This is a genomic window from Gelidibacter sp., from assembly GCF_039916245.1.
Lineage (GTDB): Bacteria > Bacteroidota > Bacteroidia > Flavobacteriales > Flavobacteriaceae > Gelidibacter.
Map to the genome: position 1 here is coordinate 1 of NZ_JBDSLS010000133.1, position 18,007 is coordinate 18,007.

The 18,007-nt window shown below is 38.2% G+C and carries 12 protein-coding genes and 2 riboswitches; of the genes, 6 read left to right on the top strand and 6 right to left on the bottom strand.

Going from position 1 to position 18,007, the window contains the following annotated elements:
* The 3 genes from ABIQ28_RS06790 to ABIQ28_RS06800 all read right to left on the bottom strand — a co-directional run.
* The coding region (locus tag ABIQ28_RS06790; RefSeq protein WP_348036121.1) for a TonB-dependent receptor plug domain-containing protein at positions 1 to 1,239 on the bottom strand (1,239 nt) is incomplete at its 3' end.
* A 31-nt stretch (positions 1,240 to 1,270) separates the two neighbouring features.
* A riboswitch (cobalamin riboswitch) is annotated at positions 1,271 to 1,489 on the bottom strand.
* 361 nt (positions 1,490 to 1,850) lie between these two features.
* Entirely contained in the window at positions 1,851 to 2,951 is a 1,101-nt protein-coding gene (gene meaB / locus ABIQ28_RS06795) for a methylmalonyl Co-A mutase-associated GTPase MeaB (RefSeq protein ID WP_348036122.1), read from the bottom strand.
* A 16-nt stretch (positions 2,952 to 2,967) separates the two neighbouring features.
* The gene (locus tag ABIQ28_RS06800; protein WP_348036123.1) at positions 2,968 to 3,540 is read right to left on the bottom strand and encodes a DUF2911 domain-containing protein; all 573 of its coding nucleotides are present in this window, start codon (positions 3,538 to 3,540) and stop codon (positions 2,968 to 2,970) included.
* Positions 3,541 to 4,023: 483 nt separating this feature from the next.
* Between ABIQ28_RS06800 and ABIQ28_RS06805 the strand changes: the two genes are divergently transcribed.
* From ABIQ28_RS06805 to pncA, 5 genes are all read left to right on the top strand, one after another.
* Positions 4,024 to 4,476: a KTSC domain-containing protein gene (locus tag ABIQ28_RS06805; protein WP_348036124.1), complete on the top strand. Its 453-nt coding sequence runs from the start codon at positions 4,024 to 4,026 to the stop codon at positions 4,474 to 4,476.
* Between the two features lie 247 nt (positions 4,477 to 4,723).
* On the top strand, positions 4,724 to 6,262 hold the full coding sequence (locus tag ABIQ28_RS06810) for a bifunctional metallophosphatase/5'-nucleotidase (RefSeq protein ID WP_348036125.1): 1,539 nt from the start codon (positions 4,724 to 4,726) through the stop codon (positions 6,260 to 6,262).
* A gap of 114 nt (positions 6,263 to 6,376) precedes the next feature.
* Positions 6,377 to 6,478: riboswitch (TPP riboswitch) on the top strand.
* A gap of 362 nt (positions 6,479 to 6,840) precedes the next feature.
* Complete coding sequence (locus ABIQ28_RS06815) at positions 6,841 to 7,866, top strand: GntG family PLP-dependent aldolase (protein WP_348036126.1); 1,026 nt, start codon at positions 6,841 to 6,843, stop codon at positions 7,864 to 7,866.
* A gap of 17 nt (positions 7,867 to 7,883) precedes the next feature.
* Positions 7,884 to 9,281 carry a nicotinate phosphoribosyltransferase gene (locus ABIQ28_RS06820; RefSeq protein WP_348036127.1) on the top strand — a complete coding sequence of 466 codons (1,398 nt, stop codon included), beginning with the start codon at positions 7,884 to 7,886 and terminating at the stop codon, positions 9,279 to 9,281.
* A 303-nt stretch (positions 9,282 to 9,584) separates the two neighbouring features.
* A complete protein-coding gene (gene pncA / locus ABIQ28_RS06825; RefSeq protein WP_348036128.1) occupies positions 9,585 to 10,190 on the top strand; it encodes a bifunctional nicotinamidase/pyrazinamidase in 606 nt (201 codons plus the stop codon).
* A gap of 356 nt (positions 10,191 to 10,546) precedes the next feature.
* Here pncA and ccsA read toward each other — a convergent pair whose 3' ends face one another.
* The 3 genes from ccsA to nrfH form a co-directional block, all read right to left on the bottom strand.
* On the bottom strand, positions 10,547 to 13,711 hold the full coding sequence (gene ccsA, locus ABIQ28_RS06830; RefSeq protein ID WP_348036129.1) for a cytochrome c biogenesis protein CcsA: 3,165 nt from the start codon (positions 13,709 to 13,711) through the stop codon (positions 10,547 to 10,549).
* A 61-nt stretch (positions 13,712 to 13,772) separates the two neighbouring features.
* The gene (gene nrfA / locus ABIQ28_RS06835) at positions 13,773 to 15,272 is read right to left on the bottom strand and encodes an ammonia-forming cytochrome c nitrite reductase (protein WP_348036130.1); all 1,500 of its coding nucleotides are present in this window, start codon (positions 15,270 to 15,272) and stop codon (positions 13,773 to 13,775) included.
* Between the two features lie 12 nt (positions 15,273 to 15,284).
* On the bottom strand, positions 15,285 to 15,884 hold the full coding sequence (nrfH, locus tag ABIQ28_RS06840) for a cytochrome c nitrite reductase small subunit (protein WP_348036131.1): 600 nt from the start codon (positions 15,882 to 15,884) through the stop codon (positions 15,285 to 15,287).
* A 508-nt stretch (positions 15,885 to 16,392) separates the two neighbouring features.
* Here nrfH and ABIQ28_RS06845 point away from each other — a divergent pair.
* Entirely contained in the window at positions 16,393 to 17,961 is a 1,569-nt protein-coding gene (locus tag ABIQ28_RS06845) for a serine hydrolase (protein ID WP_348036132.1), read from the top strand.
* Positions 17,962 to 18,007: the final 46 nt, after the last annotated feature.

Below are 18,007 nucleotides of genomic sequence, written 5' to 3' on the forward strand. Positions count from 1 at the left end.
GATGCCTGGCCAGTACAAATCATTAAACGTTGGTGTTCTGTAATTTTTAGAAATGGATGTTTTAAGCGCATATTCAGGGATGGGTTGCCAGCTGGTACCAAGCGAAAACAGAATCGGGCTTTTATAACCTTCGTTCAATTCTCCTCGTAAAGTCGCTTGATAAATGAAATTTTTGGTCAATTTATGTTTCATAAAGGCATTGGCACTTCCATTATTGCGTTTGATATTGTCGTAGTTGGATCCGTTGGCAGTGGTCAAATTATATTCGCCGCCAAAATTCAGCAATAATCTTTTGAATTGCATTTGATAATTGTAATTCGCAATATAAGTCCATCCCACGCCATTGGTGGAACCTTCGCGACTGTCGATTTCGGGATAAAATCGATACTTTTCGTTAATCAAAGCTAATTTTGCTGTGGATTGGTTCTTGCCAGATTTATGCTGGTATTCACCCAACAAGCGTAAATTATCATCGGTGTATTTATTACGTGTTTGTGACGATTCAACAATTGAAAAATGCCTATCGCTAAAAAACCAATTGGAATACACCTTAAAGGTGTTTTTAGCATCTAGTTGATACATGCCATTTACGGAGGCATTCAGGTTATAAAATTGTCCGTTTTCGTTGTGATTGTTCGTCTTAAGATATTTATAATCATTATCGGAATCTAAATAACTCACACCGATTTGTAAATTGGTTTTTTCACCCGAAATACTGTGATTGGTGCTGATGTTCTTCGTATTAAAGCTTCCGTAAGATGTACGAATGTCATGCGAATTTTCTTGATCAACCGAGAGGTTATTATTCAAATACACGACGCCGCCGATGGCTCCTGTTCCAAATTGTGTACTTCCACCACCAGGACGCACTAAAATTTCAGAAAGGTTCTGTGTGTTGACTTGGCTAAAATCGGTTTGTCCTAAAAACGTAGAATTGATGTTGATGCCATTCCAAACTACGGCGGTTTGTTGAGCGGTAGTACCTCTAAATGAAGGAGAAGTCACCATTCCGAAGCCGTTTTCTTTAAAGTAAATGGGAGTTTCGAATTGTAAAACTTCGGTAAGTTGTGGTCGGTAATTGGATAATACAGATTTGTTGAGCAGGATGATCGGTTGGCCAACAGATTTGTCTTGTAATTTTTCAGATTTTAGAAAAATAGTATCCAAAACAGTTTGGTTCTCTTGTGAATGACCAAGAAAAGTAAATAACAATAGAATATAAGAAATATAATATCTCATAAATGCTGTTTATCCCGAACAGGTGTTTTTTTAAATGGTTGTTGTTATTGGCAGGTCTCCTGGCTTGCGTCTTCTTGTGAACCTTCCCGCTAAAAAAGCAGTGGTAAGTAGTTTTTACAATAAGCATCCCGAAATACATCAAGACTAAGCGTACAGTTGCGGGAACAGCTTCTGATTTTAACAGAATTCCCTTTTAATCACACTATTGTTTCTCAAATGATAGTGTTAAACCAATATTTTGCAAAGGTAGATGAATATGTAGGAAGGAGAAAGAATTTGGAGGAAAGAATTAAGTATGGACTTTGATAAGCTCAGTGACCAGTTGAAATTGATAATTCGACAAGCTCAGTAAACGCATTGAAATTGAAGTTGGACTCCTAAATTTATATATCAGAAAAGGGTAAGCTTATTCGGTCAGGCTCCAACAAGAAACCATAAACAAGAAACCAGAAGCTTGAACTTTAAACTCTTAATCTCACTATCATTACGTTGCGACCTTTGCGAAAAAACCTTTGCGCCCGTTGCCTTTAAATAGAAAGTAATTTTTAATTTCAAGAACGTGGTGCCCATTCAAACATGAAACTTGAAACAAGAAATTATAATCTTGAAACTTAATTTTGAGATTCCTGCCTTCGCAGGAATTCTGCCAATAAAATTTCCGCAGCAGCGAAAGGAGAGGTTTCCCCATTTTCAATGTGATCCAACTGAATTTTTAATTCTTTTTTGATGGAAGGATTATTGTAAAAATCAGATTTTAATCGGTCATCGATGGTTTGGAGTAACCAGAATTTGTTCTGCTCCTTGCGGGTATGTTCAAAAAAATGAGTTTCCTTCGCAACGGATAAATAGTTTTCTATCAATTCCCAAACTTCTGGAATGCCTTTATTTTGAAGTGCACTTGCGAGTAAAACCTTCGGTTGCCACCCCGACTCTTTTGGGGGATAGAGATGTAATGCGCGATTAAATTCCACTTTGGCAATTTTGGCGTTTTTAAGATTATCGCCATCTGCCTTATTGATCACGATGGCATCGGCCATTTCCATAATGCCACGTTTGATGCCTTGCAATTCGTCGCCAGCTCCAGCCAATTTTAACAATAAAAAGAAATCAACCATACTATGGACCGCAGTTTCACTTTGACCAACCCCAACGGTTTCAATCAAAATGGTATCAAATCCGGCTGCCTCGCACAAAATAATAGTTTCTCTAGTTTTTCGCGCCACACCACCAAGGGAGGTGCCGGAGGGCGACGGACGGATAAAGGCGTTTTCATCTTTGACCAAATCTTCCATTCGGGTTTTATCGCCTAAAATAGAGCCTCTGGTCAAGCTACTGCTAGGATCGACCGCTAATACAGCGATGTTCTTTCCTTGTGAAGTCAAAAAAGTACCGAACGTTTCAATAAACGTGCTTTTTCCAACGCCTGGAACCCCGGTAATTCCAATTCTGACCGATTTATTGGCATAGGGCAGACACTTCTGAATAATTTCATTGGCCTTATGTAAATGTAAAGGATTCGTGCTTTCCACCAAAGTAATGGCTCTACTGAGAGCGGTACGATTTTTCGCTAGGATACCTTTTACTAATTCGGTTGCTGAAGGTTGGCTGAGTCGTTTGTTTTTTATAGAAGCAATAGCACCTTTGTTGGTCGTTTCAGGTTCAGAAACACCTTCATTTTCTTGTAATGCTGAAGATTTGCGATGGTCAGTCAAACTTTGAGAATTTAATCTATTGTGGTTGCACCTTGCTGATTTCCATTGGGATTTCAATTTTAGTTTGATCCCAAGTCATGGTCATTTTTAAGCTATCCATAATGTTTGTGAAGCCAATGGTAAATTGCTCAATGGTGTGGTCGGTGTGTAAAACCGGCACATCAATCTCTACAAGGTCATACTTGGGTTCGCGCATGGGCTGCATATGCTCGTCAACACCCCAAGGGTATTGTTTGGTATTAAAACAAACGGTCCATACGCTATCCGTAGGAATGGTCCAAAGCGTATAAATTCCTTTAGGAACAGTAATGCCGCCCACAATCAAGTTTTTATTGGTCGTAAATGTCGTGGCCTCGTTGGCACCCGTACGCCAGACTAAGTTGTATGGTACTAGAGCTCCAAAAATCTCGCGCCCTTTTTTAGAAGGGCGTGAGTATTGAACTTCCAACGTGGTGTCATTTTGTTCGAATTTTACGATAGCCTTGGGGCTAGTTTTTGAAAATACATCTTCAATAAAGTAAGAGTATAAAAATAAACCTATTGCTACAAGAACTAGTATAACCAAAAGACGTTTTAAAAACGTGTTCATAAAATAAAATGGATAATTAATGTGAAACGATGTAAATATAATTCAAAAAGTAAGGTCTTTAAAGTACTTAACGTTGTTTTATAATAAGTTGGTATGATTTTTTGATAAAAAAGTTGAAAATTTCAGAATCCTATTTTTCACGGCAACTTTAAGATGTGCTCGGTCAATAACCAAAGAGAACCATAAGAATGCACACTCAAAAGAAGCTTTTTTACCAAAATTGAAATTTTTAGCATCCAGTTTACGATTGAAAATCTATTATTCAGATAATGTTGAATTTCAAGAGTGAGGAGTTGTTGGTGGAAAACACCAACAACGGCCGTTGATATTTTAAAATGCTATCCATAATATTTTTATGCAATTGCCAAAAAAGAACTGCCCGAAAGAAGCTAAATAAAGGTTAAGGATGAAAAAACAATCGGTAATTTATTGTAATACATTGAATATTAACTCGTACTTTTGCGCCCTCAAATAAAATTTGAAATGAAGCGCATAAATGAATACAAGAAACTCTTTGGAGTGGAAAACGAAGTCGAATTAAAGACTTTAAAAAAAACTTACCGTGATTTAGTAAAGGAATGGCATCCCGATAAATTCCAAAATGGAGACGCCTTGCAGGAAGAAGCTGAAATACAAAGCCGAAAAATTATTGATGGCTACCATTTTTTGGTAAGTATGGCGCCAGAAACCATTGCATCAAATTTAGAGGCGTATACTGAAACGATTACCAACTCAGGAATCGCAGATTATACGCACAAAGGTTTATTGATGGAAATCACTTTCTTGGATGGATCAACTTACGAATATTTTGGTGTGACCAAACAGGTTTATATCAAAATGATCAATAGCGACAAGGTCAACCGTTTTGCTAAAAGAAATATTTATCCAAATCGTCTATATAGAAAATCCAAAAGAATTCTTGAACCTGCTCAGTAGGAAGAGGGACGAAAGGCTTCGCAAATATAAACTGCGAAAAACGACATAATCATTATCAAAGGGAACACCGTTATTTTAAACGTGTTCCCTTTTTTTTAGCGACAATTTATGAGCCGAGACCGAGCACATATCTAAAGTTTATAAGGTACTTTTTTTTGTTCTTTAAGTGCTGATTATGAGTGTTTTTAAAGGAGGCTACGTTTTTATTCAGACTGTAAATGCCTATTTTGCATAAAATATCACAATTATGAAAAAAAGAATTACGCTTCTGTATTTCGTGGTTTTACTGTTTGGAACTTCTTGCTCTGTAAGGCAGAAAACCACTTCAATCAAGGATGATGGTAAAATCGATATTGTTTTTGTACAGGTCAATGATGTGTATGAAATAGCACCTTTAGGAGGCGGGAAAGAAGGCGGCATCGCCCGTGTTGCAAGTTTAAAAAAGCAGGAAAAAGAGAAAAACAAGAATACATTTCTTGTGATGGGAGGAGATTTTGTGAGTCCCTCCATTTATAACAGCTTGAAATACGAAGGAAAAAGCATCCGCGGCAAACAAATGGTAGAAGCCTTAAATGCTGCCGAGATGGACTTTGTCGTTTTCGGTAATCATGAATTTGATATTAAAGAAGATGAACTCCAGTCACGAATTGACGAATCAGAGTTTACTTGGGTTTCTTCAAATACATTTCATGAAAAAGGAGACATTATTGAGCCTTTCTACAAATCTTTGACAGCACCTTTTCCAGAAACTTACATTTTAAATGTCATCGATGCCGATGGTACGCAGGCCAAAATTGGAATTATTGGATTGACGCTCCCTTTTAATAAAGCATCCTACGTATCCTATACCGATCCGATAGAAACCGCTAAGAAGTTGTACGAAGAAATAAAGGAATCAGTAGATGTCGTAATCGCTTTAACTCATTTGGATCTGAAGGACGATATTAAACTTGCTCAAGAGATTCCGAGTTTAGGATTAATAATGGGCGGACATGAGCATGATATGCAATTCGAAAAAGTCGGCGATGTCTATATTACCAAGGCTCACGCCAATGCGAAAACGGCTTATGTGAACACCTTAAGTTTGAATAAAAAGAATGGTCAAGTAAAAGTGTTTCCACAATTAAGATACCTGAATGAAGAGATAGCACTTGATGATCATACAAATACAGTTGTTGAAAAGTGGGTGCAGATTGCGAATGACAACTATAATTCGTTAGGATTTGATGCAGAGAATATTGTTATAGAAAAAAGTGAACCGCTTGAAGGGCGGGAAATTATAATCCGATCACAGCCGACCAATTTAACAGAGCTTGTGGTCCGCGGCGTGCAAGCTGCCGCGCCTTTGGCGGATGTCGTCCTTGTGAATGCGGGCGCAATTCGCGTTGACGATATTTTAAATGCTCCAGTGACTCAATATGATATCTTGCGAGCGATGCCGTTTGGGGGAGAAATACGAGAAGTTGAAATGACGGGCAGTTTACTCGCTCAGATATTGGATGTCGGGGAAAGTAATAAAGGCATTGGCGGGTATTTATTGCGGAATGAAAACCTTAATAAGAAAGATGGTCAATGGACTCTTGGCGCAGACAGAATCGATGCAATTAAGGTTTATAGAGTCGCGATGTTAGGGTTCTTGCTTACCGGAATGGAGGCGAATTTAGGCTTTTTAAAAGAAGATCATCCTGAAATTCTCAAGGTATATCCCATCGAAACCTCTAGCGATAATCCGCTGTCTGATATTCGATTGGCCTTGGTATATTACTTAAAGAGCTTGAAGAATTAAGAGCTAATGAAAACTATGAAGCTCTTTTAAGTACGATGGTAGCAAACCTGAAAAACTTATGTTAAATTTTCATTCAAGGATTAAAGACGTCTAATTTTTTTGTATTTTTATAAGACAATCATATCGGGGTGCTTAAATCAAGTAAAGTAGCTGAGAATATACCCGTTGAACTTCAAAAGGAATAATCCCTATAGAAGGAATATGATTTGCAAAGGGAACAACGTAATCAAACACTTGTTCCCTTTGTTATTTCCAAAAGCTTCTTCCAGAATTTAGGTTTTTGTGAATTATAAAATGCGCTCAAATAATAAGAAATACCACAATTTGGAATTTAAATTCAGCTAAAATCAATTGTTTTAAAAAAGCGACTTTCTAGCCGGTTTCTAACAAAAAATACCCTTAACTTCGTCAGTAAAACATATTTTTCGGCTAACTTTATGGCTTTCTGAGGACTTTTCCAATTGAAGTGAAATGTGTAAGCGAAAGCAATTATCCTTTCTGTTTCATAAGATATTTGTTTCCAAGAAACTGAAATAGAAAAAGACTTAGACGAAAAATTTAAAGACAGATTTAAAATAATGACAATAGATTTAAGAAGCGATACCCTCACAAAACCCACGACAGGAATGCTCAATGCGATGATGCACGCTGAAGTAGGTGACGACGTCTATAAAGAAGATCCATCGGTCAACAAGCTTGAGGAAAAACTCGCCACGATGTTCGGGATGGATGCAGCACTATTTTTCCCTACCGGAAGTATGGCAAACCAAGCGGCCATTAAATTGCACACGCAACCTGGAGAGCAGTTAATTGCTGATAAATGGGCACATGTGTACAATTTTGAGGGCGGAGGTGCTTCCTTCAATAGCGGGGTTTCCTGTAAATTGGTGGATGGACATCGCGGAATGATTACTGCCGCACAAGTTGAAGATCATATCAATCCACCAGATTTTTATCACAGTCCACTGACTAGTTTAGTGTGTTTAGAAAATACAACGAATATGGGTGGCGGCGCTTGTTATGATTTTTCAGAAATTCAAAAAATCCGAGCAGTTTGTGATAGCCATCACTTAGGTTTTCATTTGGATGGTGCGCGCATTTGGAACGCTTTGGTAGCTCAAAATCAAGATCCAAAAATTTATGGGGAAGTTTTTGATACCATTTCAGTTTGCCTTAGCAAAGGACTTGGTACGCCAATAGGCAGTGTGTTGCTAGGGAAAAAGAAATTGATGGATAAGGCGATGCGCGTGCGTAAAGTTTTGGGTGGTGGCATGCGACAAATTGGTTTTATGGCGGCTACGGGAATTTATGCGCTTGATAATCATATCGACCGATTGCGGGAAGATCATAAAAGAGCTTCAGAAATTGCGCAGGTGCTGTCAGAACAACCTTTCGTCAAGAAAGTGGAACCTACCGAAACGAATATTGTTATCTTCTATCTGTCAGAACACATTTCCGAAAAGGAGTTTATGACGGATTTACATCAAAATAACATTAAAATCAGCAATATGGGACAAGGCAAACTACGCATTGTAACCCATTTAGATTATACCGAAGACATGCATCATCAATTTTTGGATGTCTTAAGAAAATTAAACTACTAATTTAAAACAAAACACTTTTGATCATTACAGCAGCTTATACCGACCTCTACCAATTGACTATGGCCCAAGTCTATTTTAATACCAAACCTGATGGGCTAGCGGTCTTTGACTATTATTATAGAAACAATCCTTTTGATGGTGGCTATGCTATTTTTGCCGGACTGGAAGATATATTGAATATTTTTGAAACCCTGAAATTCTCGTCTTCTGATATTACGTATTTGGAAACCCATGGATTCGAACAGGATTTCTTGGATTATTTACGAGATTTTAGCTTTAAGGGCACCATCATTTCAAGTAAGGAAGGCGATGTTGTTTTCCCTAACCGTCCTATTTTGCAAGTGGAAGCGAATATTATAGAAGCACAGATTATAGAAACACTTTTGCTGAACATTCTGAATTTTCAGACCTTGATTGCCACAAAGGCGAGCCGCATCCGTTACAGCGCGAAAAATGAAGTTCTGTTGGATATGGGCCTACGTCGCGCCCATGCTACAGGTGGCTATTATGCTTCACGAGCTGCGGCCATTGGTGGTTTTGACAGCACAAGTAATGTAAAGGCAGCCGAGGATTATAATATTCCTTCTTCAGGAACTATGGCGCACTCTTTTATCCAAAGTTATGACGATGAATTACGGGCTTTTCGTGATTTTGCAAAGTACCGCCCTAAAAACTGTGTGTTCTTAGTGGATACCTATAATACACTTAAAAGTGGATTGCCAAACGCTATTATCGTGGCCAAGGAAATGGAAAGTAGAGGCGAGCAGTTGTTGGGTGTGCGATTAGACAGTGGCGATTTAGCCTATTTGTCTAAGAAAACACGAAAAATATTGGATGATGCCAATTTAGGATATGTGCAAATTGTAGCCTCGAACCAGTTGGATGAATACGTCATCAAAAGTTTGAAGGAACAAGGAGCGCCTATTGATATTTATGGGGTAGGAACAAATTTGGTTACCGGTAATCCGGACGCGTCGTTGGGTGGCGTGTATAAATTATCTGAATTTAATGGCGAGCCACGAATTAAGCTTTCCGAAGATATTGTTAAGGTGTCACTGCCTTACAAAAAACAAGTTTATCGAATGCTGGACGAAAACGGGATGTTTTATGGAGCGGATGCTGTGGCGCGTTTCTCTGAAGAAAATGTACAGCAAATGGTACATCCATTTGACCCAAGAAAGAGCTTAGACCTCAATCGCTTTGAACACGAAACCTTGCTAGAAAAAGTTATGGAAAATGGCAAGAAAGTTCTGCCAGCTCGTACTGTTTCTGAAATTGCGGCCTATTCGAAAGCACGTTTGGAAAAACTTCCAGAAGAATATAAACGTTTTCAAAATCCACACATCTATAAAATAGGTTTGAGTACTAAACTGAAGCAAGAACGCGATGCGTTGGTTCAAACGCATAAATTTTAGATGTGATTTAGAAATATTAGAAGTCTTTTGTGTTGAACAAATTCAAATGACAAAATAGACACAGATTTCACGGATTTGCACTGATTTTATACATCTTTAGACTAATATATTCGTGAGATTACTTTGGATAGTTTTTTCACTAATTTTAGTGAGTTATGTTTATTCGTTTGTGATAATTAGTGAAATTAGTGTCTAAAAAAAATGTTGATTAAATGTATTACTTTGTGATTTCGCAAATTCAAATTGTCAAAGACTAATTGATTGATTAACTCTACAAAATAGCTCAAATTAAAAAATAAACACATGAAAACTCTTCTCATAGTTGATGTACAGAACGATTTTATGCCGGGCGGAGCTTTAGCAGTTCCTGAGGCCGATAAAATAGTACCCGTAATCAATAGCATTCAACATAAATTTGATCTGGTGGTGGCGGCGCAAGATTGGCATCCAGCCGACCATGTGAGTTTTGCATCCAATCATGAAGGAAAATCTGTTTTTGATGAGATCGAACTTCATGGGAAACCACAAACTTTATGGCCAAATCACTGTGTGCAAGAAACGGAAGGTGCCAAGTTTCATCCCGATCTCAATTCCCAAAAATGGGAAGCGATTTTTAGAAAAGGAACGGATAAGGAAATTGATAGTTATAGCGCCTTTTATGACAATGGCCATTTGAAGTCTACTGGATTGGCTGGTTATTTAAGAGAAAAAGGAACCTCGCAACTTTTTTTGTGCGGTCTTGCAGGCGATATCTGTGTTTACTTTTCTGCCTATGATGCTTTTAAAGAAGGATTTGCCTGTTTCTTTATTGAAGATGCTTCTCAGCCATTAGATGCAGAGGGCTTTAAAGACATTAAAAAGAAGATGGAATATTTGGGAATTCAGATTATTTCGTCGGAGAATATTTAAAACAGAATTTTTGTAAAGAACTATCTTAGCTTCCTTGTTTTAAAGAGATAAGTTACAATTTTTGACACAAAATTGTTGGTGGAAAACACCAACAATGGCATGAATACGAGGCTGATGTTATTTGTGAACCTTTGTGTCTTCTTAGTGTAACTTTGCGTCATAGCTTTTGGTTAAGCATTCTCGCTTTATAAGTTTCCCGCGAATCATCGCAGATCGTTTCGGCTTAAAATTAATAATCCGACAGAATTTCTATAGATTTCTGTCGGATTATTTGTTTACAAAAGAAGGGGCTGGTGCAAAATATCTGCAAAAAATCCTTCTTCAAGTTTCTCTCTTCATGCTTCCTACTTCAAGCTTCAAGCTTTTTTAACGCCTTTCTTCTTAAACTTTCTAACTCTTACAAATGCTATTACCGCTACAACAATGACTATTGCAGTGAGTACATAAATAAAACTCGGCACCGGAATAGGATCTCCAGCGGCATAACTATGTAAGCCGGTTAAATAATAATTCACCCCGAATGAAGTCATTATAATTGAACCAAATGCCAGAACACTCGCCACGTTTAATGTATATCGTGTGTTTAAAGCAGGTACAAATCGTAAATGCAAGACGATGGCATAGATAATGATCGAAATCAATGCCCAAGTTTCTTTCGGATCCCAAGCCCAGTAACGGCCCCAAGATTCGTTTGCCCACACACCTCCTAAAAAGGTACCCACGGTTAAGACAAACAAGCCAATGGTCATGGAAATTTCATTGATATAGGTCAATTCTTTGATGCGGATATCAATTATTTTCGCACTGCTTTTCGTTTTTATAATCATTAAAATCAAGGCCATAAAGCCTAACACAGCTGATAATGCCAAAGGTGCATAACTACTGACGATGGTGGCCACGTGAACCTTCAACCAAAATGACGACTTCAATACTGGCATCAAGTTGGTAATCTCAGGGTTTAGCCAATCTAAGTAACTCACAAATAGGAGGGAACCTGTAAATAAAGTTGCCAGCGGAAGCGAGAAATCGGATTTTCTAAAAGTCAATAATCCGCAGAGCATCAAAACCCAAGCCACAAAAACCATCATTTCATAACCATTACTCCATGGTGGATGCTGTGCAATATACCAACGCAGTAGAATGTTTCCGGTAAAAACCAAGAAACTGATTAATGAAACTACAACAAGAATATTCCAAAAAACATTTATAAATCGCTTCTGAACAAATATTTTTGAAAGTGCCAAGACCAACATGATCAAGCCGATGGTAAAGAAGGTTTGAAATAACCAAAAGTTAAGGTTCATTTGGTTATACCATATTTCCGCTTCAATGTGTTTTTCACTTGGAATGATTTCCGAGCCTAAGATACTTTGGTAAGTGTCTATATAAGATAATTTATCGGTGGCACCTGCCCAGTTTTTAGCGGCGATATCATTAAAATAGGTTCTGGTAATATTTTGGACAAATAGCCCATCTTCTTCTGGGAAGTCTTTGAAATTATGGTTGTAACTAAACCATTTATGATTTTCATCCAAACTATTTGGGAAAATGTTTAGATAATTTCCAGAGAAAATATTATATAAAATATTAAAACGCTCATCGACTTTGATGACTTCCTTGTCAAACTCATTTTGTTCAGCAGGTTTTTTAGCATGTGCTTCTTCTGCCATTTTTGAAAGTACGTAATCGCCTTCTGGATTAATTAAATGATCGAAGGAAATATAGCCATCGGAAGTAATTTTAAGAGGTTTAAAATAATCACCGCCTTTGATCGCTTCTATTTTGATGACCGGTATTTTCTGCCAAGCTCCGGGAGAAACGTGCATGGCTAAAAAAACCTGATCCGCATCTAAAGCGATGACTTTGCCATCTTCTGTTTTATATTTGAAGGTTGTTTTACCATAGATTTTCCGAAGAAATTCTGAAGATAAAGTATTGATCGGTTTGATGCGTCCATCAACATCCTGAACGAGGATGCGTCCAAATAAATCGGAATGCTGCTTATCAATAACTTCATTGATGACCAAATCAGTGACCGAAGGAATGGAATCCTTTTGCATTGGCGATTGCGCAAATGTTGCTAACGAACTAAAGAGCGCTAGCAATAGGAGTGGCGTATGCTGTTTTACTTTTTTTAAGCTTTTGCTAATGGCCGTAAAGCGGGTTCTTTTTCCGAATAGGGTAAAGAACATCCCAACCATCATCGAAAAATACCCAATATATGTAGTCGTTGTTCCCAAGACATCGTGATTTACGGCCAATAAAGTTCCTTTTTCATCGGTGTCATAGCTGGCTTGATAAAAACGAAAGCCGCCATAATCCAAAACATTGTTCATATAAATTCGGAAGGGCATTTGGGTATCGCCATCAATAACCGAAACTTCGCTCGCGTAAGAGGATGGACTTTCTGAACCTGGATAACGCTCCAGTTGAAATTCGTTTAACTTCACTGAAAACGGAATTTCTATGGGCATGGCTCCATATGAAAAGCTAAGGTTTATATCGCCAATATTCGTTTCGTGCGTGGTTGGTAAAAAACCTTTTCTATAAAGTAGCATCACTTCCTCATTTTTTTCGCCGACCTTAACATTTAAGACGATAGCATCATCTTTAGTAGGATCGTTGTCTTTTGGTTTTTCAGACGTACTGACCAATTCAATACTGGCCTTTTTATGATAGGATAATGGAACAAAAGATAAATCCCCATGACGATATAAAGTTCTGAGCAACATCGGTTGTAGTGAATCTCCTTGTATGATGCCCGCTTTTTGATCGGCCATGATAAAGAAATCAAGTTGATGAGGCGCCCAAATTTTGAACTCGCCGTTTTCTTCAGTAATATTAATAATTCCTTCTTCTTGGGCTTCAAATCCTACTTTGTGTTTTTCGGGCCCTATAATTTCAATTTCTCCTTTAGTTAAAAACAGTGTTTCTCTACCGTTTCCAGAAGTCACAATCATTTGCAATAAAGGCGTTCCTTTTGCTGAATTATCAACAATTTCTGGTAAAGCATCTGCGACAAATTCTTTTAGTGATATTTCAATGGGCGTATCTTCTAAATCTGTTTTAATGGTAAAACTATTGTCATTGAGAGGAGAGAACTCCTTCTTTTTTTGAAGATGTCTGGTTTTGTTGCCATTAGAAATATGAACCTGCAAATAGTTTTTATCCGAAATAATGGTATTTGAGCTTTGTCCTTCTCTGATGCGCATGATCCCTCCATAAGAGTCATAACGTGTAATTCCGGCGCCAATGACGATGATAATGAAGGCAAGGTGGAATAGGAGCACGGCCCATTTTTCCTTGCGCCATAAGTTGTATTTGAAGGTGTTGGCTAAAAAGCAAAGCGCGAGGCCAACCATTACTAATTCAAACCAGAGCGCATCATAGATTTTGATCCAGGCGGTGTCGGTGCCATAATCATTTTCCATAAAAGTTGCGGTAGCCATGGCTACCGCAAAAATTAATAGTAAAAGTAAGGCTAATGTTGATGATGAAAAGAAACGATAAATAGATTTCATAGGGCGTAATCTGACTTTAAAAAGTCTTTAATAAATTTTAAACCAATCGGTAAGCACGCTGTTATTTAGTGGCGCTCACTACTTTTTTGGAACCCATTTTGGCTTCGCGGGCTTTGGCCTCTTCTAACCATTTTGGTAAAGTGTTGGCTTTAAATTTCTCTTTATCTGCTCTCAGTTTTTCCATATCGAGTCCGATATATTTTTGTGCTTTTGCTTTTGTTGAAATATCAGGCATTGGCACAGGTTCATTATGTCCTAAAGATGCTAAAAGACGCGCTAACATCACACGTGCTTCTTGAGCTTCGGCCATTCCGCTACCCAATACTCGTCCAATTTCTACAGGAGAGTGGAAGGAAGCGCCATGAGACGCCGCTGAAAAATCCCAACGCCATTGTGCGTGACGGATGCTCATTAAAATATCTTTCATTTGTGCTTCTGTTGCTCCAAGTTCCCAAGCTTTTCCTGCTTCGATATGTGCTTTTACCAATAAGTCCTCTAATTTGATTCTGTTTTCATTGGCTTTTTTCTGTCTGTCATAAACGTTGGTAATCAATTTGGTAGTTTCTTCTCGATGACAAACTTGACATGAGTTGGCCACATTATTTAAAGGCGACTGTAAATGGTGATCGGTAAACTTTTGTCCGCCTTCACTCTTATAAGGCATATGACAATCGGCACATGAAACGCCACGATCAGCATGAACTCCTGTAAGGAATATCTCGTAATCTGGATGCTGCGCTTTCAACATTGGCGCTTTACTGATAGCGTGTGTCCAATCTGAGAAGCCTATGTCATCGTAATATTTTTCCATATCTTCAAATGCAAATCCATTTTCCCAAGGGAAAGTAAGATAACTAGTTCCTTCATGGCCAGGTTTGTTCTTGTTGAAATAGTACTCCACGTGACATTGTGCACATACTAAAGAGCGCATTTCTTGGTGGGTTGACTGATTGATATCTTTACCCATCGCTTGAAAAGCTTCAACCAAAGCAGGTCTTGTAATGCGCAACTTCATATTCCCTGGATCGTGGCAGTCCGCACAACCAATTGGGTTGACCACTTCTGAAACGTTTTCTGCCCAAGTGCCGGCATAGAATTCTCCAACACCATGTTCGTCCATCAAACGTGGAACGTCCGGACCTTTACATGCCCAACACGTCGCTGGCATTGGACCATCTTCTTTGTTTTCTGGCGCTCCAGGACGTAGAGAGTTGTGAAGGTCTTCAATGGCATAAAAGTGCCCACGACCTTGATTATAATCTTTTGAGAACGCATAGCCTGCCCAAAGCACAACCATTCTTGGATCTTCTGCTAACATATCAACAGTTGCCGATCCACCTTGGTAAGAACGGAAGGACGTATCTGCGGTTTGCATATAAGATTGATACTCTCTCGGATAGTTTTTGCCCCACTCCTCATTTCTTGGCTCATTTTCACCAATTTCCACATTAGGAACATATTTGTATTTGGCCTCACTTTTCCTGTTAATGATGCTTGACGCCAGTAGTCCTAATAAAAAGACAACTACAATTGTTACGACGAAGAGAACTTTGTTTTTCATATTTGTTACGGTTTATTGTGCTTCCATTTCTTTTGCTAACCATTCCGGAATGACCATTTCATCTTGATCGGTAGGGAGTGGGGCGATATTATATTTTACTGTTGATAAGCCATGTATTCGACCATGTGGTACTTCTTGATGACAGGACCAGCATGCTCTATCGGTACGGTTTTCTTTATGGTTTTCAATCCAGCCGTCATATTTAACCTCTGTAACTTGCTGAATATGGCACCGGATACAGTTGTTTTGTACGACTTCTTCTGAGGCGGGACGCATGGTGATGACATCTGGTTCCATTCGTGCCGTAAAAACTGCCGAGTGGTATAAACCATCTTTCGCCTTAAAATAATAGGAGTTGAAAATGTTGTCTTGTGGCACGTGACATCCGTTGCAGGAAACCCATTCACGATGTGAACTGTGCATCCAACTGTTATAAACAGGAGTCATGACGTGACAGTTAACACAAGCTTGAGGATTATCTGATAAATAGGAGACCACTTCTGCTTCTCGCATCAGGAAAAAACCCATTCCCATGATGCAAGCAATTGCAAAAACTGCAAATGTTCGCCAAGAGGATCCTTTGTCTGGAAGTATTTTGTATTTGAACTTCATATTATCATGAATTGTAGGGTAAACTTATACAATAGGTTTTCGTATAAAGATGAGAAATATCATGTATTGGCGATAGATAGAATTTAATTTGGAATTAATATTCCAAAGAATATGAGGGCCGGTTCAGACCTTTTATCAAAGTTCGCATTAAGAAATATTTAACAGATTAGTAATCAGGGCTCATATTCTTTAATGTGCTGTTTTTATGGACGTTTGCGTCTTCATTGTTAGGTGTTTCTCCAACCGAAAAAACTCATTTAGATTGATTCTAAAATTCAAAATTCCTACAAATAATTCAGATCATTAAAAAAGGCAGCTTAAGTGAAGTATGCCATCTAAAGTGTAAATTGTTATTCTAATTTTAACGGTTCATCAGGAGTGTAATTATAAATGTCGGAAGGGATTATAGATCTATTTTCTTTTTTGATTTCTTCTTAATTTTAAACTCAAAAATTTCTAACTTGAACCCCTTAATAAAACTGATATTTCAATCATTCAAATCCTTTTTATGAACACTATTTCTTTCAAAACTTTTACCCTAGCTTTTTTGTTCCTCTATTTTAATCATTCAATAAAAGCACAAGTTCTAACTACTTCTCAAATTGATAGTTTGGTTGAGAAAACCATGAAGACTTTTAATGTACCTGGAATGGCAGTGGCCGTTTTAAAAGATGGTAAGTTTTACCATAAAAATACTTACGGCGTACGCTCGATAAAAACCAATGCAGCGGTCAATGAAAATACACTTTTTGGTGTGGCTTCAAATACCAAAGCTTTTACTGCGGCGGCATTAGGGCAACTTGTTGATCAAGGAAAACTAACTTGGGATACTAAAGTGAATGATGTGATTCCTGAATTTAAACTTCACGATGCCTACGTTACCAGTGAATTTACGGTTCGTGATCTCCTAACGCATAGAAGTGGTTTAGGGCTTGGTGCCGGTGACTTGATGGTTTTTCCTGCCACAAATACAACCACCTTACCAGAAATGATTCATAATATGAGGTATTTAAAACCGGTGTCGTCTTTCCGCTCACAGTTTGATTATGACAATTTACTTTACATTATTGCTGGTGAAATTGTGGCTCGCGTTTCTAATAAAACCTATGATGACTACATTATAGAAAACTTTTTTAAGCTCTTAGGCATGGATCGTTCCTTACTTTCTATGGCTATAATCGATGCCGATGCCAATCGTATTGATGGTCATGCGCCGGTAAAAGGAAAACTGGAAATTACAGGCTATACTTTTACTCAAATTGCAACGCCAGCCGCAGGAATATATGCGTCAATTAATGATATGGGCAAGTGGGTACAAGCGCTTTTGGATGAAGGGAAATATGGTACGCAACTTAAAGACAGTCTTTTTAGTAAAGCAACATATCGTGAAATGTTGACACCTCAAACGCTTGTTAGCGCTGGTAGAGGACCTTACAATACACACTTTTCAGCCTATGGATTGGGCTTCTTTTTAAGTGATGTCAATGGTTACTTTCAGGCAACGCATACAGGTGGTTTATTAGGAATTGTGAGCCAAGTGGTCATTCTTCCTGAACTTAATTTGGGAATGATTGTACTGACTAATCAGGAAAGTGGCGCGGCTTTTAACGCGATTACCAATACGCTTAAGGATGGCTATTTTGGTATTAAGGGTAAAGATAGAATAAAGGAATATAATGAACGTCGCCTTGCTGGAGAACGCAAGGAGGACAGTATTGTTTCAGCGGTGGAAAAAGATATTGCGGCACAACTTAAAAGCAAAACTGTAATCCCTAACCCTTCCAATTATATAGGGACTTACCAAGATCCTTGGTTTGGAGATGTTGTGATCAGTACACAAAACAAGAGTCTTCACTTTAGGGCTGAAAAGCTTTCGGATTTAACCGGAACCATGTCTTTCTATAAAGGCACAACATATGCCGTGCGCTGGAATGATCCCGCACTTAAAGCAGATGCTTTTGTAACGTTTAGTTTGGATATTGAAGGAAAAGCCAATGGATTTAAAATGAGTCCGATTTCGCCATTGACTGACTTTAGTTATGATTATCAAGATCTGGATTTTAAGAGAGTGAAATAAAAAAGATTTCTGAATTGTTAGAACGTGAGTTGTTGGTGGAAAACAC

Coding starts and splice junctions, on each gene's coding strand:
- ABIQ28_RS06800 (WP_348036123.1), bottom strand. CDS start 3,540: ATGAACACGTTTTTAAAACGTCTTTTGGTTATACTAGTTCTTGTAGCA.
- ABIQ28_RS06805 (WP_348036124.1), top strand. CDS start 4,024: ATGAAGCGCATAAATGAATACAAGAAACTCTTTGGAGTGGAAAACGAA.
- ABIQ28_RS06810 (WP_348036125.1), top strand. CDS start 4,724: ATGAAAAAAAGAATTACGCTTCTGTATTTCGTGGTTTTACTGTTTGGA.
- ABIQ28_RS06815 (WP_348036126.1), top strand. CDS start 6,841: ATGACAATAGATTTAAGAAGCGATACCCTCACAAAACCCACGACAGGA.
- pncA (WP_348036128.1), top strand. CDS start 9,585: ATGAAAACTCTTCTCATAGTTGATGTACAGAACGATTTTATGCCGGGC.
- ccsA (WP_348036129.1), bottom strand. CDS start 13,711: ATGAAATCTATTTATCGTTTCTTTTCATCATCAACATTAGCCTTACTT.
- nrfA (WP_348036130.1), bottom strand. CDS start 15,272: ATGAAAAACAAAGTTCTCTTCGTCGTAACAATTGTAGTTGTCTTTTTA.
- nrfH (WP_348036131.1), bottom strand. CDS start 15,884: ATGAAGTTCAAATACAAAATACTTCCAGACAAAGGATCCTCTTGGCGA.
- ABIQ28_RS06845 (WP_348036132.1), top strand. CDS start 16,393: ATGAACACTATTTCTTTCAAAACTTTTACCCTAGCTTTTTTGTTCCTC.